Below are 24324 nucleotides of genomic sequence, written 5' to 3' on the forward strand. Positions count from 1 at the left end.
TCGCATTCGCGGGTGAACCCGCCCCCACAGGGCCCGTGCAGGGCTTCAGTTGTGTTTCTGTGGCTCGCGGATCTTGTACCAGGCCACATACAAGGCCGGCAGGAACAGCAGCGTCAGCAGGGTCGCCACGATGATCCCGCCAATCATGGCGTAGGCCATCGGCCCCCAGAACACTTCGCGGGCAATCGGGATCATGCCCAGGCTCGCCGCTGCTGCGGTCAGCAGAATCGGCCGGCGCCGGTGGTTGGTTGCCTCCACCACCGCATCCCACGGCGACAAGCCCTGGGCTTCGAACTCATCGATCTGGGTCACCAGGATCACCGAGTTACGAATGATGATGCCCGCCAGCGCGAGAATGCCGAGAATCGCCACGAAGCCCATGGGCGTACCTGTGGGCACCAGCGCAATGATCACGCCAATCAACCCCAGCGGCGCCACGCTGACCACCAGGAACAGCTTCTGCACGCTGTGCAGCTGGATCATCAGGAACGTCGCCATCAGGAACAGCATCAGCGGGATGACCTTGCGGATCGGCCCCTGCGCCTTGGCGCTCTCCTCCACCGTACCGCCGGTGGCCACCTCGAAGCCCACCGGCAACTTGCTGGCGAACTCGTCGATCTTCGGCTTCAGCTGGGCCACCAGGTCGGTGGGCTGGATGTCGCCGTTGACCGAAGCCTTGATGGTGATGGTCGGCTTGCGGTCGCGACGCCACACCAGCGGCTGCTCCAGCTCGTAGCGCACGGTGGCGAACGCCAGCAGCGGGATCGAAGTGCCGTTGGGTGTCAGGATCTGCAGGTTCTGCAGGGTATCCGGCGAGCCACGCTCGCTGTCCTCGGCACGGGCGACCACGTCGACCAGGTAGATGTTGTCGTTGACCTGGGTGATCTGCACGCCGCTGACGATGCTGTTCATCACATTGGCCACGTCCTCCGACGACAGGCCCAGCTGGCGCGCCTTGTCCTGGGCGATTTCCACGCGCAGCACCTTACCCGGCTCGTTCCAGTCGTAGATCATCTCGCCGATGTGTTCGTTCTGGTCGAGCAAGGTGGCCAGCTCGATGGCGTGCTTGCGAACCTCGTCGATATTGGCACCGCTTACCCGATACTGGATCGGTCGGCCCACCGGTGGGCCCATTTCCAGCGATTGCACGTTGGTGCCGACGCCAACGAATTCTTCATGCAGGATCTTCTGCAGGCGCTCCATCATGGCCTGACGTTCTTCGAAGCCCTTGCTGACGATCACCAGCTGCGCGTAGTACGGGTTCTGCAACTGCTGGTCGAGGGGCAGGTAGAAGCGGATCGCGCCCTGGCCGATATAGGTACTCCAGTGCACCAGGTCCGGGTCGTCCTTGATCCGCGCCTCGAAACGGTCGACCACCTTGCGCGTCTCCTCGATCGAGGCGTTCTGCGGCAGGTTGAGGTCGACGAGGATTTCCGGGCGGTCAGAGGACGGGAAGAACTGGTTCTGCACGAAGCGTTCGCAGAAGATCGCCAGGGCGAACAGCACCACGGTGCCGATGATGGTCAGCCAGCGGTTGCGCATGCACCACAACAAACCATGCTCGAAGGCCCGGCCGACACGGCCCGGCTCGGCTTCATGGTGCTTGAGCTTGGCACTGCTGAGGATGTGCACGCCTAACACCGGAGCGAAGAATACCGCCACCACCCACGACACCATCAGTGCCACGGCAATTACCGCAAACAGCGTGTAGGTGTATTCACCCGCCGAGCTGGCGTTGAGGCCGATCGGCACGAAGCCGGCCACAGTCACCAAAGTGCCGGTGAGCATGGGGAAGGCTGTGGAGGTATAGGCAAAAGTTGCCGCCTGCTCCTTGCTTTCGCCCATTTCCAGCCGTGTGACCATCACTTCCACAGTGATCATCGCATCATCCACCAGCAGGCCCAGGGCGATGATCAGCGCCCCCAGCGAAATCCGCTGCATGGTGATACCGCTGTATTCCATGAACACGAACACCATGGCCAGCACCAGCGGGATCGAGCAGGCCACCACCAGCCCGGCACGCACACCGAGGCTGACGAAGCTCACCGCCAGCACGATCACCACCGCCTCGAACAGCGCACTGGTGAAGCCACCGACGGCTTGCTTGACCACCACGGCCTGGTCGGAAACAGTGTGTACCCCGACGCCCACCGGCAGGTCTTCGACCACCTGGTCCATGCGCTTTTTCAGCGCCGCGCCGAACACCTGGATATTGCCGCCGGCCTTCATGCCGATGGCCAGGCCCAGCGCCGTCTGGCCGTTGTAGCGGAACATCGGCGAAGGAGGGTCGACGTAGCCGCGCTCGATATCGGCGATGTCTGCCAGGCGGAAGAAGCGGTCGTTAATCTTCAGGTTGACGGTTTCCAGGTCCTTTTCCGAGGTGAACTGCCCAGAGGTACGCACCGAGATACGTTCCGGCCCGGCCTCGATCACACCGGCAGGGGTCACGGCGTTTTGCGATTGCAGGGCCTGCATGACCTGGCGCTGATCGATGCCCAGGGCTGCCAGCTTGCGGGTGGAGAAGTTCAGGTAAAGCACTTCGTCCTGGGTGCCGATCAGCTCGATCTTGCCGATGTTGGGCACATCGCGCACTTCGGCCCGCGCCTGTTCCACGTAGTCGCGCAGCTGGCGCAGGGTCAGGCCGTCGGCGGTGAAGGCATAGATAGAACCGAACACATCGCCGAATTCATCGTTGAACCCGGGCCCTTGTATACCCGCAGGGAATTCACCGCGAATGTCCTGGATCTTCTTGCGCACCTGGTACCAGATTTCCGGGATGTCCTTGGCCTTGGTGGTGTCGCGCAGGTACACGTAGACCGTGGATTCGCCGGGGCGGGTGTAGCTTTTGGTGTAGTCGAGGGAGTCGAGTTCCTCGAGCTTCTTCTCGATACGGTCGGTGACCTGGTACAGGGTTTCGTCCTGGGTCGCGCCGGGCCAGCGGGTCTGGATGACCATGGTCTTGATGGTGAACGACGGGTCTTCCTCACGGCCCAGGTTGAAGTAGGAAAAGATCCCCATCAGCAGGCCGACGAACATCAGGTACCAGACGAACGATTGATGCTTGAGTGCCCAGTCGGACAGGTTGAAGCTTCCTTTCATTGCGCATCCTCGTCGAAGGTGACCTTCTGGCCAGGCTTGAGGCTGTTCACGCCCGCAGTCACCACCCGCTCGCCGGGCTGTACGCCCGAGGTCAGGACGATGCTGTCGGCGGTTCGACCGATCAGGGCCACATCACGGGTGGCCACGGTCTTCTGCTGCGTATCGATCACCCATACCTGGGTCTTGCCGTCGCGCTCGAGCAAGGCACTCAAGGGCAGTTCGCTGCGCGGCGACACCTCCGAACTCAGGGTCACGCTGATGGCGGTGCCCAGGTGGAACGCCGCCGGGGTGCTCGCCAGGGTCAGGCGCGCGCGGCGGGTGCGCGTGGTGGCGTCGGCCTGGGGTTCCAGTTCCCGCAAGCTGGCGGTGGTGTTGATGGTCGGGTCCAGCTGCGAAGCAACGGTGAAGGTCAGGCCTTTGCTCAACTGCTCGGCCAGGCCGATCGGCAGATCGATCACCGCTTCCTTCACATCCGGCCTGGCCAGGGTTACCACGGCCTGGCCAGCGGTGACGGTTTGCCCGGCTTCGGCCTGCCAGGCAGTGATTACCGCGGCATGGTCGGTTCGCAAGGTACTGTAGTCGAGCTGGTCACGCGCCTGGCTGAGCGCAGAGCGCGCCTGTTCCAACGCCGCGCTGGTGGTTTTCAGGTTGGTCTGGGCGATATCCAGCTGGGCCTGGGCGCCTACGCCACGGTCATATAGCTGTTGCTGCCGGCGGGCATCGGCCTGGGCGTTGATCCACTGCGCCTGCACCTTGGCCAAGTCGCCTTCGGCGGCGCGCAACTGGTTCTGCTGGTCGGTCGGGTCGAGGGTGGCCAAGGTGTCACCCGGTTTCACCTGGGCGCCCACATCCAGCCAGCGCCGGGCAATACGCCCGGAAACCCGGAAGCCCAAGGTGCTTTCGAAACGGGCCTGGATACTGCCGGCGAAGCGGCCCAGCTGCGACTGCACCTGGGGTTCGACCTTGACCGACAGCACCGGCCGAATCGGCTCCGGCACTTCATCCTCGCTACTGCAGCCGGCCAACAGCACGCCGGCCGACAGCATCAGCAGCAGGCGCTTCATAGCTCACCCCCTTTGGCCTTGGCATCGACCTTCAGCACCTGCATGCCGGGGTGCAGCAACTGCCCGCCATTGACCACCACGGTCTCGCCGCCTTTCAGGCCACTGGCGACCACGATCCTGCCGGTGAGGTAACGGCTGACCTCGACCTTGCGCAGCTCTACCTTGTCACCCTCGCCCACCACCCACACGGCAGGCTCATGCAGGGCCTTGGTCAGTGCCGACCATGGCAGCTCGATACTTGGTCGGCCCTGGGCATTGGTGGTGGCCGTCACCGGTGCACCCAGTTGCATCCCTGGCGGCACATCCCTCAGCCCGACCTTGACCTGTACCGTGCCGCTTTGCGCGGATACCGTGGGGGTGATTTCGCGCACGAAGCCACGGGCCTGGACCTTGGGGTCGTCCAGCAGGCTGACGATCACGCCGGCGTCGCTTGGCGGAGCCACCAGCAGCGATTCGTAGACATTGAACACGGCATCACGGTCACCATCGGTGGCCAGGCTGAAGATCGGCATGGTCGCCTGCACCACCTGGCCAACCTCGGCCTGGCGCTCGGTGATGACCCCATCGGCCTCGGAGACCAGCGCGGTATAGCTCAGTTGTTCGTTGGCATTGGCCAATTGTGCCTGTGCGGCCTTGAGCGCGCTCTGGTTGCTACGCAGCGCGGCTTCGGCGGAATCGTATTCGCTCTGGCTGGTGTAGCCCTTGGGCAACAGCTTTTGCTGGCGTACGAAGGCAGCGCTGGTCTGGGTGACCCGCGCCTGCGCGGCGAACACCTCGGCCTTGGCCGAGTCGACATTGTTCTGCAGGTCTTTCGGGTCCAGCCGCGCCAGCACCTGGTTGGCCTTGACGTGGTCGCCGACATCGACACTGCGCGAAATGATCTTGCCGCCCACCCGGAACGACAGGTCGGTCTGCACCCGCGCCTGCACATCGCCGGTCAGGGTGACCCTGGCAGCGAAATCGGTGGGTGATACCTGTTGCACGCCTACGCGTGGCAGTGTTTCGGTGGTTTCTTCCTTACTACAGCCCGACAGCAGGGACACAAGCCCCAGGTAGACGACCAACAGCGGACGTATCAACGTCATGCAGGCTCCTTGCTTGCGCGCAAATGATTCGTGGGATGCGACTGTTAGCGTAGATCAGGGTTCGATAAACGGCACTGACTGCGATCAAGCTGGCATTTTCGGCGCCTGCGCGGGCCCCTTCGCGGGTAAACCCGCTCCCACAGGGCATGCGCAAGCCCTGAAGGCTGCACAGTCCCTTGTGGGAGCGGGTTTACCCGCGAAAAGGGCCGGTACAGGTCAGAGCTGAACTGAAGCCTTGTTCAGTCCCAGTTCGATGTCATCGATCAGTGCTTTGGCAAAGCCACTGAGAATTCTCGCGGCACTACCGGCCAGCCGGTCATTTTCCATCTCGGCTTCGGTCGTCAGGTGATTGATGCACCCGAGCATTACGGAGAGTTCGGAGAAGGCATGGTTGAAGGGGATATTGGCCTGGACGCGGAACAGGTCCATGCAGGTTTCGCGGCCGACAGTGCTGCTGTGTGATGGATGGGGAGTGCCTGGTGCAGAATTGGTCATGGTGGATCTCCTATATCTGGACAAGGAGTTGCCACCTTCATCTTTCTCACGGACCAGGGCGGCAACCGTACGCGAGGTGAGAAACCGCGGATATAGGAACGCAGCCAGACGTAAGTCTGCCCGCGCACGGTTGCCATGACGAAAGCACTATATCGTTGGGTTCTCACACCCAGCCCCGACGACGTTATCCCTGGGGCATTTCCCCAGCAACAGAGCAGCTTCCACACGGCTCGTAGGATAATTCCCAAGCCGATCCAACTGAAGCCTTTGGTTTGAGTTGATGAAAAGTCGTACGCCTTCAGGGCCTCTTCGCGGGTGAACCCGCTCCCACAGGTATTGCGCAGGTCCTGAAGGCTGCACATGACCCTGTGGGAGCGGGTTTACCCGCGAATGGGCCAGTACTGCCATCCACAAATCTCTGCCATATCCAGAAACCATGATCTACACAGCACCTGCATCTCAGCCACTACCTTTGAAAAGTCACCTGCTTTTCAAGGAAGAAGCCAATGTCGCGAGCCCAGTCTCACCTGCTTCGCCGTGGTCGCTATTCAGAACTTGGCCAGCTCTATCTGCTGACCACCGTCACCCACCAGCGCAAGCCGCTGTTCCATGATTTCCACCATGCCCGGCTGGTCATTCACCAACTGCGACAATCAGACCAGGAACATGCCTGCCGATCATTGGCCTGGGTGCTGATGCCGGACCATCTGCATTGGCTGATCGAGTTGAAAGGTACGACGTTGGGCACCTTGATGCGCAGGTTCAAGTCCAGGTCCAGTCTGGTTTTGCATCAGGCGGGGGTTGAGCATGATCCGGTATGGCAGCCTGGGTATCAGGACCGGGCACTGCGGCGGGAGGAGAGCATGGTGCATGTTGCCAGATACATTGTCGCCAACCCCTTGCGGGCTGGCTTGGTCAGAAGTGTCAGAGACTATCCGCACTGGGACGCAGTCTGGCTTTGAATGTGTGCTGGGGCATTCGCGGGTGAACCCGCTCCCACAGGTACTGCGCAGGTCTTGAAGACTGCACATGACCCTGTGGGAGCGGGTTCACCCGCGAAGAGGCCAGATCAGGCCGACGCAGCCACCTGCGCCGGGCGCTTGACCTGTGGCTGCGAAGCATTCGCTGCAGCGCCCTCTTCGATCGCCTGCTGTATCGCCTTGCGACGGCGCTCTTCGGCCTGGCGGCTGAAGTACCAGACGAAGAAGGTCACCAGCGACACCGACAGCAGGATCAGGCTGGCCACGGCGTTGATTTCCGGCTTCACGCCCAGGCGCACCGCCGAGAACACTTCCATCGGCAAGGTGGTCGAACCAGGGCCGGAGACGAAGCTGGCCAGTACCAGGTCATCCAGCGACAGGGCGAACGACATCATGCCGCCCGCCGCCAACGACGGCGCGATCATCGGGATGGTGATCAGGAAGAACACCTTCCACGGCTTGGCACCCAGGTCCATCGCCGCTTCCTCGATCGACAGGTCCAGCTCCCGCAGGCGTGCCGACACCACCACCGCCACATACGCCGCACAGAACGTGGTATGGGCGATCCAGATGGTGACGATGCCGCGCTCCTGCGGCCAGCCGATCATCTGCGCCATGGCCACGAACAGCAGCAACAGCGACAGGCCGGTGATCACCTCAGGCATTACCAGCGGCGCGGTAACCAGGCCACCGAACAGCGTGCGCCCCTTGAAGCGGGTAACCCGGGTCAGCACGAACGCCGCCAAGGTACCCAGCGCCACCGCCGCCACCGCCGTGTAGCAGGCGATTTCCAGCGAACGCATCACCGAACCCATCAACTGGGTGTTGTCGAGCAGGCCGACGTACCACTTCACCGACCAGCCACCCCACACCGTCACCAGCTTGGAGGCGTTGAACGAGTAGATCACCAGGATCAGCATCGGCAGGTAGATGAACAGCAAGCCGAGCACCAGCATCAGCTTGGAGAAACTGAAGCGCTTCATGCCCTGCCCTCCATTTCTTTGGCCTGGCTGCGGTTGAACAGCAGGATCGGCACGATCAGGATCGCCAGCATCACTACCGCCAGCGCAGAGGCCACCGGCCAGTCACGGTTGTTGAAGAACTCTTGCCACAGCACCTTGCCGATCATCAGGGTTTCCGGGCCGCCAAGCAGTTCAGGAATCACGAACTCGCCCACCACCGGGATGAACACCAGCATGCAGCCGGCGATGATGCCGTTCTTCGACAGCGGCACGGTGATCTTCCAGAAGCTGTTGAAGGTGCTCGAACCCAGGTCCGAAGCGGCCTCGAGCAGGCTCGGATCGTGCTTCACCAAGTTGGCGAACAGCGGCAGGATCATGAACGGCAGGTACGAATAGACCACGCCGATGTACACCGCCAGGTTGGTGTTGAGGATTTGCAGCGGCTGGTCGATCAACCCGGTCCACAGCAGGAAGCCGTTGAGCAGGCCGTTGTTGCTGAGAATGCCCATCCAGGCATAGACGCGGATCAGAATCGCGGTCCAGGTCGGCATCATGATCAGCAACAGCAGGACCGTCTGGGTTTCCTTCTTGGCGTTGGCAATGGCATAGGCCATCGGGTAGCCGATCAGCAGGCACAGCAGGGTGCTGAAGAAGGCCATCTTCAGCGAGCCCAGGTAGGCCGAGATATACAGCTCATCCTCGGTCAACAGGCCATAGTTGGCCAGGTTGAGCACCAGCTGGACCTTGTCTTCGACGTAGCTGTAGATCTCGGTATACGGCGGGATCGCCACGTCGGCTTCGGCGAAGCTGATCTTCAGCACGATGAAGAACGGCAGCATGAAGAACAGGAACAGCCAGATGAAAGGCACGCCGATCACCAGGTGCCGCCCCTCCGGGGTAATACGCTGGAAGGCTCGCTTGAGCTTGCGCAGTTTCATGACCGCAGTACCACGCCGCTGTCGTCTTCCCACCACACGTACACTTCATCGCCCCAGGTCGGGCGCGTGCCCTGGCGCTCGGCGTTGGCGACGAACGACTGGACGACCTTGCCGCTCGGCAACTCGACGTAGAACACCGAGTGGCCACCCAGGTAGGCAATGTCGTGAACCTTGCCGCGCGACCAGTTGTGCTCGCAGGTCGGTTGCTGGGTGGTGACCAGCATCTTTTCCGGGCGCAGGGCGTAGGTGATGTGCTTGTCTTCCACCGACGTGGTGATGCCATGGCCGACATAGATCTTGCGCTCCAGCTCCGGGCTGGCAATGATCGCGTGGCCTTCGGCGTCGTCGACCACTTCACCTTCGAACAGGTTGACGTTGCCGATGAATTCGCACACCAGGCGGCTGGTAGGCGTCTCGTAGATGTCCACCGGCGAGCCGATCTGAGCGATCCAGCCCAGGTGCATGATGGCGATGCGCTGGGCCATGGTCATGGCCTCTTCCTGATCGTGGGTCACCATCACGCAGGTCACGCCAACGCGCTCGATGATCTCCACCAGTTCCAGCTGCATCTGCGAACGCAGTTTCTTGTCCAGTGCACCCATCGGCTCGTCGAGCAGCAGCAGCTTGGGGCGCTTGGCCAGCGAGCGGGCCAGGGCCACGCGCTGGCGCTGGCCGCCGGACAGCTGGTGCGGCTTGCGCTTGGCGTACTGGGTCATGTGCACCAGCTTGAGCATCTCGGCCACGCGGGCGTCGATCTCGGCCTTGGGCATCTTGTCCTGCTGCAGGCCGAAGGCGATGTTCTGCGCCACGGTCATGTGCGGGAACAGCGCGTAGGACTGGAACATCATGTTGATCGGCCGCTCGTAGGGCGGCATGTCGGTGATGTCGACGCCATCGAGGAAGATCCGCCCTTCGGTCGGGCGTTCGAAGCCGGCCAGCATGCGCAGCAAGGTGGACTTGCCGGAACCGGAGCCCCCCAGAAGAGCGAAGATCTCGCCCTTGCGGATTTCCAGGGACACATCGTCCACGGCTACCGTTTCGTCGAACTTTTTCGTGACCCGGTCGATCTTGACCAGCACCTGCTTGGGTTGCTGGCCACCCTCGAGGGCTTTTTTATAGGCACCGGAGGCAACTGCCATGAGTGAAACTCCCAACAAGATTTTTGTGCCCGCGAGCCCTGTTCTACAGGTGCCGCCACGGGCCTGGATTTTTACTTGCCCGACTTGACCTTGGTCCAGCTACGGGTCATCAGCCGTTGCACCTTGGGTGGCAACTCTGAATTCACGAACATCTTGTTCAGCACTTCCTGCGGTGGGTAAACCGCGGCGTCAGTCCTCACGGCCTGGTCCATCAGGTCGCCAGCCTTGGGGTTCGGGTTGGCGTAACCGACGTAATCACTGACCTGGGCGATAACCTCAGGCTTCAGCAAATAGTTGATGAAGGCATGCGCCTCTTTGACGTTCTTGGCGTCCTTGGGGATCGCCAGCACGTCGAACCAGAGGTTGCCGCCTTCCTTGGGAATGGCGTAGGCCAGGTTCACGCCCTTCTTCGCTTCTTCGGCGCGGGTCTTGGCCTGGAACACATCACCCGAGAAACCTGCCGCGACGCAGATGTCGCCGTTGGCCAGGTCGGTGATGTACTTGGACGAGTGGAAGTAGGTCACGTACGGGCGTACCGCCAGCAGTTTCTTCTCGGCGGCCTGGTAGTCCTTGGCATTGGTGCTGTTGGGGTCCAGCCCCATGTAGTTGAGCACCGCCGGCAGCATTTCGTCCGCCGAGTCGAGGAAGGCCACGCCGCACTTGGCGAGCTTCTTCATGTTCTCGGGCTCGAACAGCACCGCCCAGGAGTCGATGGTGTCCACGCCCAGCGCGGCCTTCACCTTGTCGACGTTGTAACCGATGCCGTTGGTGCCCCACAGGTAAGGCACGGCGTACTGGTTGCCCGGGTCGTTCCTTTCCAGGCGCTTCATCAGCGCCGGGTCCAGGTTGGAATAATTGGGCAGCAGGTTCTTGTCGAGCTTCTGGAACGCGCCCGCCTTGATCTGCTTGCCGAGGAAATGGTTGGACGGCACTACCACGTCATAGCCGGTATTGCCGGCCAGCAGCTTGCCTTCCAGGGTTTCGTTGGAATCGAACACATCTTGCACGGGCTTGATGCCCGTGGCTTTCTCGAAGTCCGCGAGTGTGGTCGGGCCGATGTAGTCGGACCAGTTGTAGAAGTGCACCGTAGGCGCCGCTTGGACGCTGCATGCCAGCGTCAGGCCCGCTCCAGCCATCAAGGCCTTGCGGAATACAGAAATGGACAAGTGGGTGGTCCTCACAATCAGTGCCTGGGTAGCGACAATGCTGCCGCACACGCAAAACCGGCGCGCAACTTACCTTCGCAGCTTCGATGCCGCAATCATCAATTGCCTTTCACTGGCTCTGGGCCGGGATTCCCCGGCCCAGAGGTACCGCATCGGGCTTATTTGCCCGACTTGATCTTGGTCCAGCTGCGGGTGATCACACGCTGGGCAGACGCTTCAGGCGCAGCGATCGCGTACAGCTGCTTCTTCACTTCAGCTGGCGGATAGATGCTCGGATCGCTGGTGATTTCCTTGTCCACGAACTGGGTGGCGGCAGCGTTGCCGTTCGGGAAACGCACGGCGTTGGTGATCTCGGCCATGATTTCCGGCTGCATCAGGAAGTTCATGAACTGGTAGGCAGCGTCTTTATGCTCGGCATCCTTGGGGATGGCGACCATGTCGTAGAAGGTACCGGCACCTTCCTTCGGAATGACGTAGTCCACCTTGACCTTGTCGCCGGCTTCGTGAGCACGAGCCTTGGACTGCTCCAGGTCACCCGAGTAACCGACAGCTACGCAGATGTTGCCGTTGGCCATGTCGCCGATGTACTTGGACGAGTGGAAGTAGGTGATCGAAGGACGGATCTTGAGGAACAGGTCCTCGGCGGCCTTCAGGTCTTCCTTCTTGGTACTGTCGGTCGGCAGGCCCAGGTAGTGCAGAGCAGCCGGGAGCATTTCGGTCGGGGCATCGAGGAAGCTCACGCCGCAGCTCTTGAGCTTGGCGATGTTCTCAGGCTTGAACACCACGTCCCACGAGTCGATCTTGTCCACGCCCAGCGCGGCCTTGACCTTCTCCGGGTTGTAGCCGATACCGATCGAGCCCCACATGTACGGGAAGGCGTGCTTGTTGTCCTTGTCGCTGGCATCGCCAACGGCCTTGAGCAGGTCAGGGTCGAGGTTTTTCCAGTTCGGCAACTTGGAGCGGTCCAGTTCCTCATACACGCCAGCCTTGATCTGCTTGGCCAGGAAGTTGTTGGACGGCACTACGATGTCGTAGCCGGACTTGCCGGCCAGCAGTTTGGCCTCGAGGGTTTCGTTGCTGTCGAATACGTCGTACTTGACCTTGATGCCCGACTGTTTCTCGAACTTGGCGATGGTGTCCGGAGCGATGTAGTCCGACCAGTTGTAGACGTTCAACACCTTGTCTTCAGCCTGAACAGCGGTAGCCATGGCACCCATCAGGGCGGTGGCCAGCAACGTCTTGCCCAATTTATTCATGCGTAATGCTCCAGAATTTTTTATTTAGCCATCTGTTCAGCAGCCAGGACCTACGGTGCAGAGCGCGCGGCGACTGAAACAGTCGCTAGTCTGGCAAGTTACAAGGCTCTGTATCAAGGAAAGCAGGGCCTTGTAACGACTTAATGTCACATCGCTAGCCTAGCAAACTGTCAACGAATCGCTTCGAGCGTCAGGTCCAGGCATTTGCGTGCCTTTTCCACCAGTTCGTCGATCTCTGCATGGCTGATCACCAGCGGCGGCGCAATGATCATGGTGTCACCCACCGCACGCATGATCAGGCCGTTTTCGAAGCAGAAGGTGCGGCAGATCATGCCCACGCCCTTGCCTTCGTAACGGCTGCGGGTGGCCTTGTCCTTGACCAGCTCGATCGCGCCGAGCAGGCCCAGGCCGCGTACCTCGCCCACCAGAGGGTGGTCCTGCAGCTCACGCAAACGCTTTTGCAAATAAGGTGCCGCTTCGGTGCGCGCCTTCTCGACGATTTTCTCGTCGCGCAGGATGCGCAGGTTTTCCAAGCCCACCGCCGCCGCTACCGGGTGGCCGGAGTAGGTGAAGCCGTGGTTGAAGTCGCCGCCTTCGCTGAGTACCTGGGCCACGGTGTCACGCACGATCACACCGCCCATGGGGATGTAACCGGAAGTCAGGCCCTTGGCGATGGTCATCAGGTCGGGCTTAAGGTCGTAGTAGTCGGAGCCGAACCACTCGCCGGTGCGGCCGAAACCGCAGATCACTTCGTCGGCAACGAACAGGATTTCGTACTTGGCGAGGATCTCCTTGACCTTCGGCCAGTAGGTTTCCGGCGGGATGATCACGCCGCCGGCACCCTGGATCGGCTCGGCGATGAAGGCGGCGACGTTGTCTTCGCCGACTTCGAGGATTTTCTGCTCCAGCTGCTCGGCCGCCCACACCCCGAACTCGTCCGGGGTCATGTCGCCGCCTTCGCCGAACCAGTAAGGCTGTGGGATATGCACGATGCCAGGAATCGGCAGGCCGCCCTGCTCGTGCATGCCGCTCATGCCACCCAGGCTGGCACCAGCCACGGTGGAGCCGTGGTAGCCGTTGATGCGGCCGATGATGGTCTGCTTCTGTGGCTTGCCTTTCAGCGCCCAGTAATGGCGGACCATGCGCAGCACGGTGTCGTTGCCTTCGGAGCCGGAGCCGGTGAAGAACACATGGGTCATGCCTTGCGGCGCCACGTCGGAGATCGCCTTGGCCAGTTCCAGCGCAGGCGGGTGGGCAGTCTGGAAGAACAGGTTGTAGTACGGCAGCTCGCGCATCTGCTTTTCTGCCGCCTGCACCAGTTCTTCACGGCCATAGCCCACTGCCACGCACCACAGGCCAGCCATGCCGTCGAGGATCTTGTGCCCCTCGCTATCCCACAAATGCACACCCTGGGCCTTGGTGATGATGCGCGGCCCCTTCTCCTTCAGCTGCTTGTAGTCGCTGAAGGGCGCGAGGTGATGCTCCCCGCTCAGGGTTTGCCATTCACGGGTTTGCGGGTTGTTGACGCTCATGTGCTTCTCCGTTGTTCGACAGCCGCGTCCTGCGGCACCAAGTTGATCAGACAGCAAACAGCAGGAACTCACGCTCCCAGGAACTGATGACTCGCTTGAAGTTCTCGTGCTCGGCGCGCTTGGTAGCGACGTAGCCGGTGATGAACTTCTTGCCCAGGTACTGCACCAGTGCACGGCTGTTTTCCATGCGTTCCAGGGCATCTTCGATGGTCAGTGGCAGGCGCAGGTTGCGGCGTTCGTAGCCACGGCCCTGCACCGGCGCGCTGGCGTCGATGCCTTCGACCATGCCGATGTAGCCACACAGCAGGCTGGCAGCGATGGCCAGGTATGGGTTGGCGTCGGCGCCTGGCAGGCGGTTCTCGACCCGGCGGCTTTGCGGGCCGGCGTCCGGCACGCGCAGGCCGACGGTACGGTTTTCCTCGCCCCACTCCACGTTCACCGGCGCCGAGGTGTCGGGCAGGAAGCGACGGAACGAGTTGACGTTGGGGGCGAACAGCGGCAACGCCTCGGGGATGAACTTCTGCAGGCCACCGATGTGGTGCAGGAACAGTTCGCTCATGCTGCCGTCGTCGTTGCTGAAGATGTTCTTGCCGGTGGCCACGTCGACCACGCTCTGGTGCAGGTGCATGGCACTGCCTGGCTCACCGGTCATGGGCTTGGCCATGAAGGTGGCGGCCACATTGTGCTTGAGCGCGGCCTCGCGCATGGTGCGCTTGAACACCAGGATCTGGTCGGCCAGGTGCAGGGCGTTGCCATGACGGAAGTTGATCTCCATCTGCGCCGTGCCGTCTTCATGGATCAGCGTGTCGAGGTCCAGCTGCTGCAGTTCGCACCAGTCGTAGACGTCTTCGAACAGCGGGTCGAATTCGTTGGCGGCTTCGATCGAGAACGACTGACGGCCGGTTTCCGGGCGGCCCGAACGGCCTACCGGGGGCTGCAGCGGGAAGTCCGGGTCTTCGCTGCGCTTGGTCAGGTAGAACTCCATCTCCGGCGCGACGATCGGCTGCCAGCCCTTGTCGGCGTATAGCTTGAGGACTTTCTTCAGCACGTTGCGCGGCGACAGTTCGACCGGGTTGCCCTTCTTGTCGTAGGTGTCGTGGATCACCTGGGCGGTCGGCTCGATGGCCCATGGCACCAGGAACACGGCGTTCTCGTCGGGGCGGCAGATCATGTCGATGTCCGCCGGGTCCAGCAGTTCGTAATAGATGTCGTCGTCGACGTAGTCGCCGGTCACGGTCTGCAGCAGCACGCTCTCGGGCAGGCGCATGCCTTTTTCGGCGATGAATTTGTTGGTAGGCGAAATCTTGCCGCGCGTGATGCCGGTCAGGTCACTGATCATGCATTCGACTTCGGTGATCTTGTGCTCTTTCAACCAATCGGTGAGCTGGTCGAGGTTGTTACTCATAAATACCTCAGGAGGTAAGGTGGTCCGCGCACTGATTCTGGATGGAGTACATTGCTAAAGCAAAAACCCCCGTGCAGAGCCACAGTGGATACACTGAAAACAGGTGCGTCCGTAATGAGTTCGAAAGGCAGGAAGACGAAACGAAGGGCGGCAAGCCGCTACGAGGGCAGGTCCGGGAGCGCCAAACGTCAATTATTGCGGCCAGGGCGGCCACGCCATTGACGAAGCTTGCAAAAATGACGGATGTACCTGATGGCACCGCGCAGGCAGTGCTTTCAGGTCGCGGCAAGCGGACCATGTGACCCTCGTATTATTGTGTTCTGGGTTGAGACCGAGCTTAGCCTTGTTCATTTTTTTACACAACACCTCCGTAAAAAATAAAACACGGTTGGTCGGAGATAGCCCTTTGCGAGGGAAATAGCGGATAATGGCTTGCCCCGATATGCAGCAAATCTGCCGTCGATGTGCCATTTCAGGGCATCATGGGGTTGGCTTGACATCAGTTTGTCTTTTCGATTGACTGGTCTTGCAAGCCCCCCTTGATTGATATTTTTAACAACAAAGGTGTTGCATCATGTCGGTACCCCCGCGTGCCGTTCAGCTTAACGAAGCGAACGCGTTCCTTAAGGAACATCCTGAGGTTCTCTACGTTGACCTTCTGATTGCAGATATGAATGGTGTGGTGCGTGGCAAGCGCATAGAGCGCACCAGCCTCCACAAGGTTTACGAGAAAGGCATCAACCTGCCTGCCTCCCTCTTCGCCCTGGACATCAACGGCTCCACCGTTGAAAGCACCGGGCTGGGCCTGGACATCGGCGATGCTGACCGCATCTGCTATCCAATCCCTGACACCCTCTGTAACGAGCCGTGGCAAAAGCGCCCTACCGCTCAGCTGCTGATGACCATGCATGAGCTCGAAGGCGAGCCGTTCTTCGCCGACCCGCGTGAAGTGCTGCGTCAGGTGGTGAGCAAGTTCGACGAACTGGGCCTGACCATCTGTGCCGCGTTCGAGCTGGAGTTCTACCTGATCGACCAGGAGAACGTGAACGGTCGCCCGCAGCCGCCGCGCTCGCCAATTTCGGGCAAGCGCCCGCAGTCGACCCAGGTGTACCTGATCGACGACCTCGACGAATACGCCGACTGCCTGCAGGACATCCTGGAAGGCGCGAAGGAGCAAGGCATCCCGGCCGACGCCATCGTCAAGGAAAGCGCCCCGGCGCAGTTCGAAGTCAACCTGCACCACGTGGCCGACCCGCTCAAGGCCTGCGACTATGCGGTACTGCTCAAGCGGTTGATCAAGAACATCGCCTACGACCATGAAATGGACACCACCTTCATGGCCAAGCCCTACCCGGGCCAGGCAGGCAACGGCCTGCATGTACACATTTCCGTGCTGGACAAAGATGGCAACAACATCTTCACCAGCGAGGATCCCGAGCAGAACGCCGCGCTACGTCACGCTGTCGGCGGTGTGCTCGAGACCCTGCCCGCGTCCATGGCGTTCCTTTGCCCGAACGTCAACTCGTACCGCCGCTTCGGCGCGCAGTTCTATGTACCGAACGCGCCAAGCTGGGGCCTGGACAACCGCACCGTGGCCCTGCGCGTGCCGACCGGCTCGCCGGACGCCGTACGCATCGAGCACCGCGTGGCCGGTGCCGACGCCAACCCGTACCTGATGATGGCCGCCGTACTGGCCGGCGTGCACCATGGCCTGACCAACAAGGTAGAACCGGGTGAGCCGATCGAAGGCAACTCGTACGAGCAGCTGGAGCAGAGCCTGCCGAACAACCTGCGCGATGCCCTGCGCGAGCTGGACGACAGCGAAATCCTGAACAAGTACATCGATCCGAAGTACATCGACATCTTCGTCGCGTGCAAGGAGAGCGAGCTGGAGGAGTTCGAGCACTCGATCTCCGACCTCGAGTACAACTGGTACCTGCATACCGTGTAAACGAAAACGCCGCCCACAAGGGCGGCGTTTTTGTTCGAGATCGGTGTCGACTGCTTCGCGGGCTTGCCCGCTCCCACAGGGACCGCGCCGGCCTCAGTCCGGTGAAGATCCTGTGGGAGCGGGTTCACCCGCGAAGAGGCCAGTACAGGTTTACAAGTGCTTCTCGAAAATCTTCGAATTACGCTGGTAGTTGTACAGCGAAGCCCGCGCCGCTGGCAGTCGCTCGACCCCACTCGGAGCAAACCCGCGTTCGCGGAACCAGTGCGCGGTACGCGTCGTCAGCACGAACAGGGTGTTCAGCCCCAACTGTCGCGCCCGGCTTTCGATGCGCTCCAGCAGCTCGTCGCCACGCCCGCCATGGCGGTACTCGGGGTTCACCGCCAGGCACGCCAGCTCGCCGGCGTCGGAGTCGGCAATCGGGTACAACGCCGCACAGGCGATGATCATGCCTTCGCGCTCAACCACGCTGAACTGCTCGATCTCCCGCTCCAGCACCTCACGCGAACGGCGCACCAGGATGCCCTGTTCTTCCAGCGGGCTGATCAGCTCCAGCAAACCGCCCACGTCCTCGATGGTCGCCTCGCGTACCACTTCGAACTGCTCCTGCGACACCAGTGTGCCGCCACCGCCACGGGTGAACAGCTCGGTCAGCAAGGCGCCGTCCTCGGCATAGCTGACGATATGGCTGCGCGCCACGCCGCCTTTGCAGGCTTCGGCCGCGGCATCCAGCAATTCGCCCTGGTAATCGCTGCCCAGGCGCTGCAGATGCGGGGCAACCTGCTGCGGGCGCAGCTCACGCACCAGCTTGCCATCGGCATCCAGCAGGCCCGGCTCGGCACCGAACAGCAGCAGCTTGTCGGCACCCAGTTCGATGGCGGCGCGGGTGGCCACGTCTTCGCAGGCCAGGTTGAAGATTTCCCCCGTGGGCGAGTAGCCCAGCGGTGACAACAGCACGATCGAGCGCTCGTCGAGCAGGCGGCTGATGCCCTTGCGGTCGACCCGGCGCACTTCGCCGGTGTGGTGGTAGTCCACGCCTTCGAGCACGCCTATCGGCCGCGCAGTGACCAGGTTGCCGGACGCCACGCGCAGGCGCGAGCCCTGCATCGGAGAAGCGGCGATGTCCATCGACAGGCGTGCCTCGATGGCCAGGCGCAGGGCGCCGACGGCATCGATCACGCAATCCAGGGTGGCGGCATCGGTGATGCGCAGGCCACGGTGGTAGTGCGGGGTCAGGCCGCGATCAGCCAGGCGGCTTTCGATCTGCGGGCGCGAGCCATGCACCAGCACCAGGCGCACGCCCAGGCTGTGCAGCAGCACCAGGTCGTGGACGATGTTGCCGAAATTAGGGTGCTCCACCCCATCGCCAGGGAGCATGACCACGAAGGTGCAGTCGCGATGGGCATTGATATACGGGGAGGCATGACGCAGCCAGTTGACGTAGTCGGGCATGACAGGGCCTGTGGATAAGTGGACGGAGAACGGCGATACAGGGGGCGTTCAGGATCATCGTCGGAACAGGCTTGCGGTCACGCGCGGTCTCCTCTAGGCAGGAACGAAACAGTTCGGTTGACGTTTAGTCCAGGCAATAGTGCCGGATCAGGTCACGCAATAGACGCACGGTAGGCTCGATTCGTGACATTTCCAGGTATTCGCCGGGCTGGTGAGCACAGGCGATGTCGCCGGGGCCCAGCACGATGGTCTGGCAACCCAGTTGCTGAAGATAAGGCGCTTCGGTGCCGAACGCCACCGCTTCGGCGCGATGGCCGGTCAGGCGCTCCGCCACTTGCACCAACTCGGCGTCGGCTGCCTGCTCGAACGGCGGCACCTCCGGGAACAGCGGCGCATAGTCGATGCGCACCTCAAAGCGCTCTGCCACCGGCACCAGCTTGGCGCGGATGGCTGCGCGCAGTTGCTCCACGTCCATGCCTGGCAGCGGACGCAGGTCGAACTCCAGGGCGCACTGGCCGCAGATGCGGTTGGGGTTGTCGCCGCCGTGAATGCAGCCGAAGTTCATGGTCGGGGTCGGTACGGTGAACTGCGGGTTGCGGTAGGTTTGCTGCCATTGCTGGCGCAGGCCCATCAGCTCGCCCATCACTGCGTGCATGGCCTCCATGGCGCTGCGGCCCAGGCTTGGGTCCGAGGAGTGGCCGCTGCGCCCGAGGATGTCGATGCGGTCCATGAGGATGCCCTTGTGCATGCGGATCGGCCGCAGCCCGGTGGGCTCGCCGATCACCGCCGCACGGCCGAGCGGCTGGCCGGCCTCGGCCAGGGCGCGGGCACCGGACATGGAGCTTTCTTCGTCACAGGTGGCGAGGATCAGCAGCGGCTGCTTGAAATCGTGCTCCAGCAGCGGGATGACCGCCTCGATGACCAGGGCGAAGAAGCCCTTCATGTCGCAGCTGCCCAGGCCGACCCAGCGGCCTTCGGTTTCGGTCAGCTTCAGCGGGTCGCTGGCCCACAGTTGTTCGTCGTAGGGCACCGTGTCGCTGTGCCCCGCCAGCACCAGGCCACCCGGGCCGGTGCCACGGCTGGCCAGCAGGTTGAACTTGCCGGGGCTGACCTGCTGGATGTCGCACTTGAAACCCAGGTCGCCCAACCAACCGGCCAGCAGGTCGATGACCTGGCGATTGGACTGGTCCAGCGCAGGCTGGGTGCAACTGACCGAGGGCGCGGCGATCAGGGCGGCGAACTGGTCTTTCAGCGTCGGCAACGGCATGCGCGTACTCCTCGGAAGCGTTGCCCATCATAGCAATGCCGTCCAACCGTGTGGGCTTCTTCGCGGGTAAACCCGCTACCACAGGGAAAGCGCCGCACCTGAGGGCAGCACAGGACCTGTGGGAGCGGGTTCACCCGCGAAGAAGCCTCCACGATCCAACAGACGAGAGCCGACTCCTGTAGACTGCTGGGCAACCACGCCCCTCCTTCGAGCCTGTGATGCACAAAGAAACCGAACTCAAGCTCCGCGCCAGCCGCGAGACCCTTGCCGCCCTGCGCGAGCACCCTCTGCTGAAAAAGCGCAACAAGTCCGGCTGGCAGACCCGCGAACTGCTCAACCAGTACTTCGACACTCCCGAGCGCGAGCTCTCTGCTGCCCGTGTCGCCCTGCGCCTGCGCCGCGATGGCGAGGCCATCATCCAGACCCTCAAGTGCCGCGGCACCAGTGTGGCCGGTCTGTCCGAGCGCAACGAGCATGAATGGCAGCTGGACAAGGTCAAGCTCGACCTGAAGAAGCTCGACGACAGCTGCTGGCCCGCGCAACTGGCCAACCTGGACAAAAAGACCATCAAGCCGCTGTTCACCACCGACTTCAGCCGTGAATACGCCGAAATCGCCTGGGGCCGTGGCAAGAGCAAGGTGGTGATCGAGGCCGCGCTGGACCAGGGTTTCGTGATCGCCGGCAAGCGCAAGGAAGAAATCTGCGAGCTGGAACTGGAACTGCGTGAAGGTGAGCCGCAGGCACTGCTGGAACTGGCCGCCGAGCTGGCCGCCAGCCTGCCGCTGATGCCATGTGACATCAGCAAGGCCGAGCGTGGCTACCGCCTGCTGGAGCCGGACAGCTACGAGCTGGGCCTGCCGCACACCGAGCTGGAAGCCGAAATGGCCGTGGACGACGCCTACGCCGCACTGGCCTGGCAACTGCTGGGCAGCAGCCAGCGCCTGGCCGAGCAATACCGCCACAACGGCCATTGGCGCTTGCTGCAGGACTGGGTCGAGTGCCTGAGCGAGCTGCGTGCCATTACCGCCAGCCTGGGCCAGGCCGCGCCACGCGCCACCACCCGTGACCTGCGCAGCAGCCTGGACGCCTTGCTCGAAGACTGGCGCCCGCTGGTGCAGGCCGGTAACGAAGACGAAGATATCCGCCGTGCCGCGCCCGAGCAGTTCGCCGAAGAGCTGGAGGACGTGCGCTGGGGCCAGTTCTCGCTGGAAACCTCGCGCTGGCTGCTGGCCCGTGCCTGGACCGTGGAGCGCAAAGGCCGTGGCGAGCGCCAGGGCAAGGCGCAGCTGGCAAGCTGGCTGGCGCACCTGCTGGGCGAAGAAGGCCGAGCGCTGAAGCTGCCGCTGTACACCCAGCGGCCGGAAGACCTGGCCGAGCAACTGCCGCGTATCGAGCAGCTGCTGGCCTGGCTGCACCATGCTCGCCAGGTGCTGGAGGCGCCCCAGATGGACCGCCTGTATGGCGACCTAAAGAAGCTGCATGAGCTGGCTGAGCAGCCGATCAGCGATGAAGTACTGGAAGCGCGTATCGAGCAGGCTCGGGCGGTGGATCAGAGCCGCGGCTGGAAGCACCTGCTCAAGGCTTGATACCGCGTCGCCTGCTTCGCAGCACAAGGCTGCTCCTACAGGGCACCGATATCCCCTGTAGGAGCAGCCTTGTGCTGCGAAGACCTCAGCGCGACAGTGGCAAGCTGGTGGTGGACTTGATCTCCGACAGCGCCACGATCGAGTTCACCTCCTGAATCCCCGGCACGTTCGACAGCTTTTCGAAGAAGAACCGTTCATAAGCCTCGATATCCGGGGTGACGATGCGCAACAGAAAGTCCACCGACCCCATCAGCACATAACACTCCAGCACCTCGGGAAACCCGCGGATCGCGTCGGTGAACTCTGTGAAGTTGGAGCGCCCGTGGGCGTTCAGTTTCACCTCGGCGAAAATCTGCGTGTTCAGGCCGACCTTCTTGCGGTCCAGCAAAGTCACCTGCCCACGAATCACTCCCTCCTCCTTCAACCGCTGGATACGCCGCCAGCACGGCGATTGCGACAGCCCCACGCGTTCGGCGATCTGCGCGCTGGACAGCGAAGCGTCCTCCTGCAGCAGTTCGAGGATACGGCGGTCGTAGGCATCCAGCTCGCTGTGCATAAATAATTCTCCAGAGAATAACTTTATGAATAGATCAATTCGCCAATACAGCGAAATGATCAAATCATAGCGAAAAAATACCGCCGCCAACGTGCAAGAATTTCTCCCACATTTGCGGAGACCAGCATGAACGCACAGCCCCGTACCGACGCCTGGGCCGCCAGCAGCGCCCACAGCACCGTGCACTATCGCCTGCAGGCCGAGGCCGAGCCTGACAGCCTGTGCCGGGTGCTCAACCTGTTTGCCCTGCAGTTCCTGACCCCGCACAGCGTGCAGGTCAGTCAGCAGGACGACTGGCTGGATATCGAGGTCGGCATCGGCGGCCTCAGCTGGCACCGGGCCGAGGTGATTGCGCAGAAACTGCGCAACCTGGTGTGTGTGGGTGAAGTGAGCCTGAGCAACCTGCAGCGGGTGGAGCTGGCGGTGGTCTGAGCCATGCTCGGTGCTTGTGCCGGCCTATTCGCGGGTAAACCCGCTCCCACAGGTACTGCACAACATTCAAGTTTGTGCGGTCCTGTGGGAGCGGGTTTACCCGCGAAGAGGCCGGCACAAGCAAAGCAAAATTTCGAAACCTTTCACCCTCGGTAACCCTCCCTCGCCCGGCTAGCCTTGATCAGCACTCCCCTATCAGGCACGGACGCCAACCATGCACACCCCCGACAACCCGGCACTCGACCTCAAGCGCGTGCTCCAGGTCCTGCTCGCCGACCAGCACCTGTACGCCAACGACACCCTGCAGGTACTCGAGCACGCCGCCAATCACCCCACCGCCCACCCGCTGGAACAGGTCGCCGCCTGCGCCCTGGAAGACCGCCGACACCCTGGCAAGCCCCTGGACCTGGACCGCCTCTGCCAATGGCTGGCCAACAAGGTCGGCCAGCCCTACCTGCGCATCGACCCGCTGCAACTGGACCTGCCCCAGGTCACCGGCCTGATATCCCCGGCCTTCGCCCAGCGCCACGGCATCCTTATCGTCGCCGCCGACGCCTCCAGCGTCACCGTCGCCAGCGCCCAGCCCTACCAGGACGACTGGCTGGCCGACCTCACCCGCAGCCTGGGCCGGCCGATCCGGCGCGTTCTGGCCAGCCCGCAGCAGGTCCGCCAGGCAGGGCAGTCGTTCCACCGCCTGGCCCAATCGGTAAAGGGCGCGCAACACCAGCAGTCAGCCAGCCTGGGCGAACTCGAACAGCTGCTGGAGCTGGGCAAGCGCCAGGCCGAGGCCAGTGCGGACGACGCGCACATCGTGCATATCGTCGACTGGCTGCTGCAGTACGCCATCGAGCAACGCGCCAGCGATATCCACCTGGAACCACGCCGCGAACAGGGCCAGCTGCGCTACCGCATCGACGGCCTGCTGCACAACGTCTATGCCTTCCCTGCCGGCGTGACCTTGGCGCTGGTCAGCCGCCTGAAACACCTGGGGCGCATGGACGTCGCGGAAAAGCGCCGACCGCAGGATGGCCGGCTGCAAAGCCGCCTGCCTGGCGGCGGCGAGGTAGAACTGCGGCTGTCGACCTTGCCGACTCCGTTCGGCGAGAAACTGGTGCTGCGCCTTTTCGACCCGCAACAGTTGCAAGAAGGCTTCGACCGGCTCGGCCTGGACGGGGCGCAACTGGACCAGTGGCAAGGCCTGCTGCGTCATCGTCAGGGCATCATCCTGGTTAGGGGCCCCACCGGGTCCGGCAAGACCAGCACGCTTTACGCCAGCCTCAAGCTGCTGGCCACGCCGCAGGTCAACCTGTGCACCATCGAAGACCCGATCGAGCGCCTGGAACCCGCCTTCAACCAGTTGCAGGTGCAACCCGCCCTGGATCTGGGATTCGCCAATGGTGTGCGGGCCATGCTGCGCCAGGACCCGGACATCATCATGATCGGCGAAATCCGTGATCGCGAGACCGCCCTGGTGGCGGTGCAGGCAGCCCTGACCGGGCACCTGGTGCTGTCGACCCTGCATACCAACGACGCCTGTGGCGCGATCACCCGCCTGCAGGAACTGGGTGTGGCCGACTACCTGATCAAGGCGACGCTGGTGGGGGTCATGGCCCAGCGGCTGGTGCGCACACTGTGCGCGGATTGCCGGGGTGATACAGCGCTGCGCGAAGGGCAGCCATGCCGTACCTGTCGTGGCACGGGGTTCCATGGCCGCACAGGGTTGTTCGAGCTGCTGATACCCAGCGACAGCCTGCGCGCCCTGATAGGCCCGGACAGCGATCTGGCCAGTTTGCGGCGCCAGGCCGTGGCCGATGGCTTGCTCGATCTGCGCCGCTGCGGCGATGCCAAGGTAGCCTGCGGGCAGACCCGCCAAGAGGAAGTGCTACGGGCCTGTTCCTGAGCAAAAATCCTTTGTATTCAAGGAACTTGCACCCCTGCGGCAGGATCAAATCGCGCATCTTC

Annotated in this window: 20 protein-coding genes; 6 read left to right on the top strand and 14 right to left on the bottom strand. The window is 62.4% G+C overall.

Translation table 11 applies throughout. The features are described 5' to 3' along the window. Nucleotides 1–45: 45 nt before the first annotated feature. The 4 genes from E5221_RS27125 to E5221_RS27140 all read right to left on the bottom strand — a co-directional run bounded on the left by E5221_RS27125 (nt 46) and on the right by E5221_RS27140 (nt 5743). Nucleotides 46–3099 carry an efflux RND transporter permease subunit gene (locus E5221_RS27125; RefSeq protein WP_013974698.1) on the bottom strand — a complete coding sequence of 1018 codons (3054 nt, stop codon included), beginning with the start codon at nt 3097–3099 and terminating at the stop codon, nt 46–48. Further along, nucleotides 3096–4163: an efflux RND transporter periplasmic adaptor subunit gene (locus tag E5221_RS27130; protein WP_013974699.1), complete on the bottom strand. Its 1068-nt coding sequence runs from the start codon at nt 4161–4163 to the stop codon at nt 3096–3098. Before E5221_RS27130 ends, E5221_RS27125 begins: the two co-directional genes overlap by 4 nt. Next, nucleotides 4160–5248, bottom strand: coding sequence for an efflux RND transporter periplasmic adaptor subunit (locus E5221_RS27135; protein WP_247846700.1), 1089 nt, complete (start codon nt 5246–5248; stop codon nt 4160–4162). The genes E5221_RS27130 and E5221_RS27135 overlap by 4 nt, the downstream gene beginning before the upstream one ends. Nucleotides 5249–5464: 216 nt before the next feature. Then, nucleotides 5465–5743: a DUF3077 domain-containing protein gene (locus E5221_RS27140; RefSeq protein ID WP_247846701.1), complete on the bottom strand. Its 279-nt coding sequence runs from the start codon at nt 5741–5743 to the stop codon at nt 5465–5467. A 506-nt stretch (nt 5744–6249) separates the two neighbouring features. Between E5221_RS27140 and E5221_RS27145 the strand changes: the two genes are divergently transcribed. Continuing rightward, nucleotides 6250–6705: a transposase gene (locus E5221_RS27145; RefSeq protein ID WP_039614989.1), complete on the top strand. Its 456-nt coding sequence runs from the start codon at nt 6250–6252 to the stop codon at nt 6703–6705. A 107-nt stretch (nt 6706–6812) separates the two neighbouring features. On the opposite strand, the gene E5221_RS27150 is transcribed toward E5221_RS27145, so the two are convergent. From E5221_RS27150 to E5221_RS27180, 7 genes are all read right to left on the bottom strand, one after another. Beyond that, nucleotides 6813–7706, bottom strand: coding sequence for an ABC transporter permease subunit (locus tag E5221_RS27150; RefSeq protein ID WP_003258560.1), 894 nt, complete (start codon nt 7704–7706; stop codon nt 6813–6815). Beyond that, nucleotides 7703–8623, bottom strand: coding sequence for an ABC transporter permease subunit (locus E5221_RS27155; RefSeq protein ID WP_015272217.1), 921 nt, complete (start codon nt 8621–8623; stop codon nt 7703–7705). Before E5221_RS27155 ends, E5221_RS27150 begins: the two co-directional genes overlap by 4 nt. Then, entirely contained in the window at nt 8620–9762 is a 1143-nt protein-coding gene (potA, locus tag E5221_RS27160; RefSeq protein WP_013974704.1) for a polyamine ABC transporter ATP-binding protein, read from the bottom strand. Before potA ends, E5221_RS27155 begins: the two co-directional genes overlap by 4 nt. 71 nt (nt 9763–9833) lie before the next feature. Further along, nucleotides 9834–10928, bottom strand: coding sequence for a polyamine ABC transporter substrate-binding protein (locus tag E5221_RS27165; protein WP_015272218.1), 1095 nt, complete (start codon nt 10926–10928; stop codon nt 9834–9836). Between the two features lie 158 nt (nt 10929–11086). After that, nucleotides 11087–12184: a polyamine ABC transporter substrate-binding protein gene (locus E5221_RS27170; RefSeq protein WP_039615410.1), complete on the bottom strand. Its 1098-nt coding sequence runs from the start codon at nt 12182–12184 to the stop codon at nt 11087–11089. Between the two features lie 170 nt (nt 12185–12354). After that, nucleotides 12355–13716, bottom strand: coding sequence for an aspartate aminotransferase family protein (locus E5221_RS27175; RefSeq protein WP_015272220.1), 1362 nt, complete (start codon nt 13714–13716; stop codon nt 12355–12357). Between the two features lie 46 nt (nt 13717–13762). Beyond that, nucleotides 13763–15121, bottom strand: a complete 1359-nt coding sequence (locus E5221_RS27180; protein WP_013974708.1) for a glutamine synthetase family protein — start codon at nt 15119–15121, stop codon at nt 13763–13765. Nucleotides 15122–15162: 41 nt separating this feature from the next. On the opposite strand from E5221_RS27180, the gene E5221_RS27185 reads away from it, so the two are divergent. Then, on the top strand, nt 15163–15423 hold the full coding sequence (locus tag E5221_RS27185; protein WP_063912150.1) for a hypothetical protein: 261 nt from the start codon (nt 15163–15165) through the stop codon (nt 15421–15423). A 272-nt stretch (nt 15424–15695) separates the two neighbouring features. Then, nucleotides 15696–17072, top strand: a complete 1377-nt coding sequence (locus E5221_RS27190; RefSeq protein WP_003259348.1) for a glutamine synthetase family protein — start codon at nt 15696–15698, stop codon at nt 17070–17072. Nucleotides 17073–17222: 150 nt separating this feature from the next. Here the strand turns inward: E5221_RS27190 and argA are convergent, their stop codons facing one another. Then, on the bottom strand, nt 17223–18521 hold the full coding sequence (gene argA / locus E5221_RS27195; RefSeq protein WP_247846702.1) for an amino-acid N-acetyltransferase: 1299 nt from the start codon (nt 18519–18521) through the stop codon (nt 17223–17225). Between the two features lie 124 nt (nt 18522–18645). Next, a complete protein-coding gene (argE, locus tag E5221_RS27200) occupies nt 18646–19788 on the bottom strand; it encodes an acetylornithine deacetylase (RefSeq protein WP_247846703.1) in 1143 nt (380 codons plus the stop codon). A 218-nt stretch (nt 19789–20006) separates the two neighbouring features. Here argE and E5221_RS27205 point away from each other — a divergent pair, with 218 nt between their 5' ends. Next, nucleotides 20007–21374: a CYTH domain-containing protein gene (locus E5221_RS27205; RefSeq protein ID WP_003259352.1), complete on the top strand. Its 1368-nt coding sequence runs from the start codon at nt 20007–20009 to the stop codon at nt 21372–21374. An 85-nt stretch (nt 21375–21459) separates the two neighbouring features. Here E5221_RS27205 and E5221_RS27210 read toward each other — a convergent pair whose 3' ends face one another. Continuing rightward, nucleotides 21460–21930 (bottom strand): Lrp/AsnC family transcriptional regulator, encoded by a 471-nt coding sequence (locus E5221_RS27210; RefSeq protein WP_015272225.1) that lies wholly within the window; start codon nt 21928–21930, stop codon nt 21460–21462. A gap of 126 nt (nt 21931–22056) precedes the next feature. Here E5221_RS27210 and E5221_RS27215 point away from each other — a divergent pair, with 126 nt between their 5' ends. Further along, nucleotides 22057–22362, top strand: a complete 306-nt coding sequence (locus tag E5221_RS27215) for a hypothetical protein (RefSeq protein ID WP_003259353.1) — start codon at nt 22057–22059, stop codon at nt 22360–22362. A 214-nt stretch (nt 22363–22576) separates the two neighbouring features. Next, nucleotides 22577–24262: a GspE/PulE family protein gene (locus E5221_RS27220; RefSeq protein ID WP_247846704.1), complete on the top strand. Its 1686-nt coding sequence runs from the start codon at nt 22577–22579 to the stop codon at nt 24260–24262. Nucleotides 24263–24324: the final 62 nt, after the last annotated feature.

This window comes from Pseudomonas sp. A2, assembly GCF_023100865.1.
In the GTDB taxonomy this organism is placed as follows: Bacteria; Pseudomonadota; Gammaproteobacteria; order Pseudomonadales; family Pseudomonadaceae; genus Aquipseudomonas; species Aquipseudomonas asiatica.

Coding starts and splice junctions, on each gene's coding strand:
- E5221_RS27140 (WP_247846701.1), bottom strand. CDS start 5,743: ATGACCAATTCTGCACCAGGCACTCCCCATCCATCACACAGCAGCACT.
- E5221_RS27180 (WP_013974708.1), bottom strand. CDS start 15,121: ATGAGTAACAACCTCGACCAGCTCACCGATTGGTTGAAAGAGCACAAG.
- E5221_RS27170 (WP_039615410.1), bottom strand. CDS start 12,184: ATGAATAAATTGGGCAAGACGTTGCTGGCCACCGCCCTGATGGGTGCC.
- E5221_RS27125 (WP_013974698.1), bottom strand. CDS start 3,099: ATGAAAGGAAGCTTCAACCTGTCCGACTGGGCACTCAAGCATCAATCG.
- E5221_RS27155 (WP_015272217.1), bottom strand. CDS start 8,623: ATGAAACTGCGCAAGCTCAAGCGAGCCTTCCAGCGTATTACCCCGGAG.
- E5221_RS27185 (WP_063912150.1), top strand. CDS start 15,163: ATGGAGTACATTGCTAAAGCAAAAACCCCCGTGCAGAGCCACAGTGGA.
- E5221_RS27145 (WP_039614989.1), top strand. CDS start 6,250: ATGTCGCGAGCCCAGTCTCACCTGCTTCGCCGTGGTCGCTATTCAGAA.
- potA (WP_013974704.1), bottom strand. CDS start 9,762: ATGGCAGTTGCCTCCGGTGCCTATAAAAAAGCCCTCGAGGGTGGCCAG.
- E5221_RS27175 (WP_015272220.1), bottom strand. CDS start 13,716: ATGAGCGTCAACAACCCGCAAACCCGTGAATGGCAAACCCTGAGCGGG.
- E5221_RS27210 (WP_015272225.1), bottom strand. CDS start 21,930: ATGCACAGCGAGCTGGATGCCTACGACCGCCGTATCCTCGAACTGCTG.
- E5221_RS27205 (WP_003259352.1), top strand. CDS start 20,007: ATGCACAAAGAAACCGAACTCAAGCTCCGCGCCAGCCGCGAGACCCTT.
- E5221_RS27190 (WP_003259348.1), top strand. CDS start 15,696: ATGTCGGTACCCCCGCGTGCCGTTCAGCTTAACGAAGCGAACGCGTTC.
- E5221_RS27150 (WP_003258560.1), bottom strand. CDS start 7,706: ATGAAGCGCTTCAGTTTCTCCAAGCTGATGCTGGTGCTCGGCTTGCTG.
- argE (WP_247846703.1), bottom strand. CDS start 19,788: ATGCCGTTGCCGACGCTGAAAGACCAGTTCGCCGCCCTGATCGCCGCG.
- E5221_RS27135 (WP_247846700.1), bottom strand. CDS start 5,248: ATGACGTTGATACGTCCGCTGTTGGTCGTCTACCTGGGGCTTGTGTCC.
- E5221_RS27215 (WP_003259353.1), top strand. CDS start 22,057: ATGAACGCACAGCCCCGTACCGACGCCTGGGCCGCCAGCAGCGCCCAC.
- E5221_RS27130 (WP_013974699.1), bottom strand. CDS start 4,163: ATGAAGCGCCTGCTGCTGATGCTGTCGGCCGGCGTGCTGTTGGCCGGC.
- argA (WP_247846702.1), bottom strand. CDS start 18,521: ATGCCCGACTACGTCAACTGGCTGCGTCATGCCTCCCCGTATATCAAT.
- E5221_RS27220 (WP_247846704.1), top strand. CDS start 22,577: ATGCACACCCCCGACAACCCGGCACTCGACCTCAAGCGCGTGCTCCAG.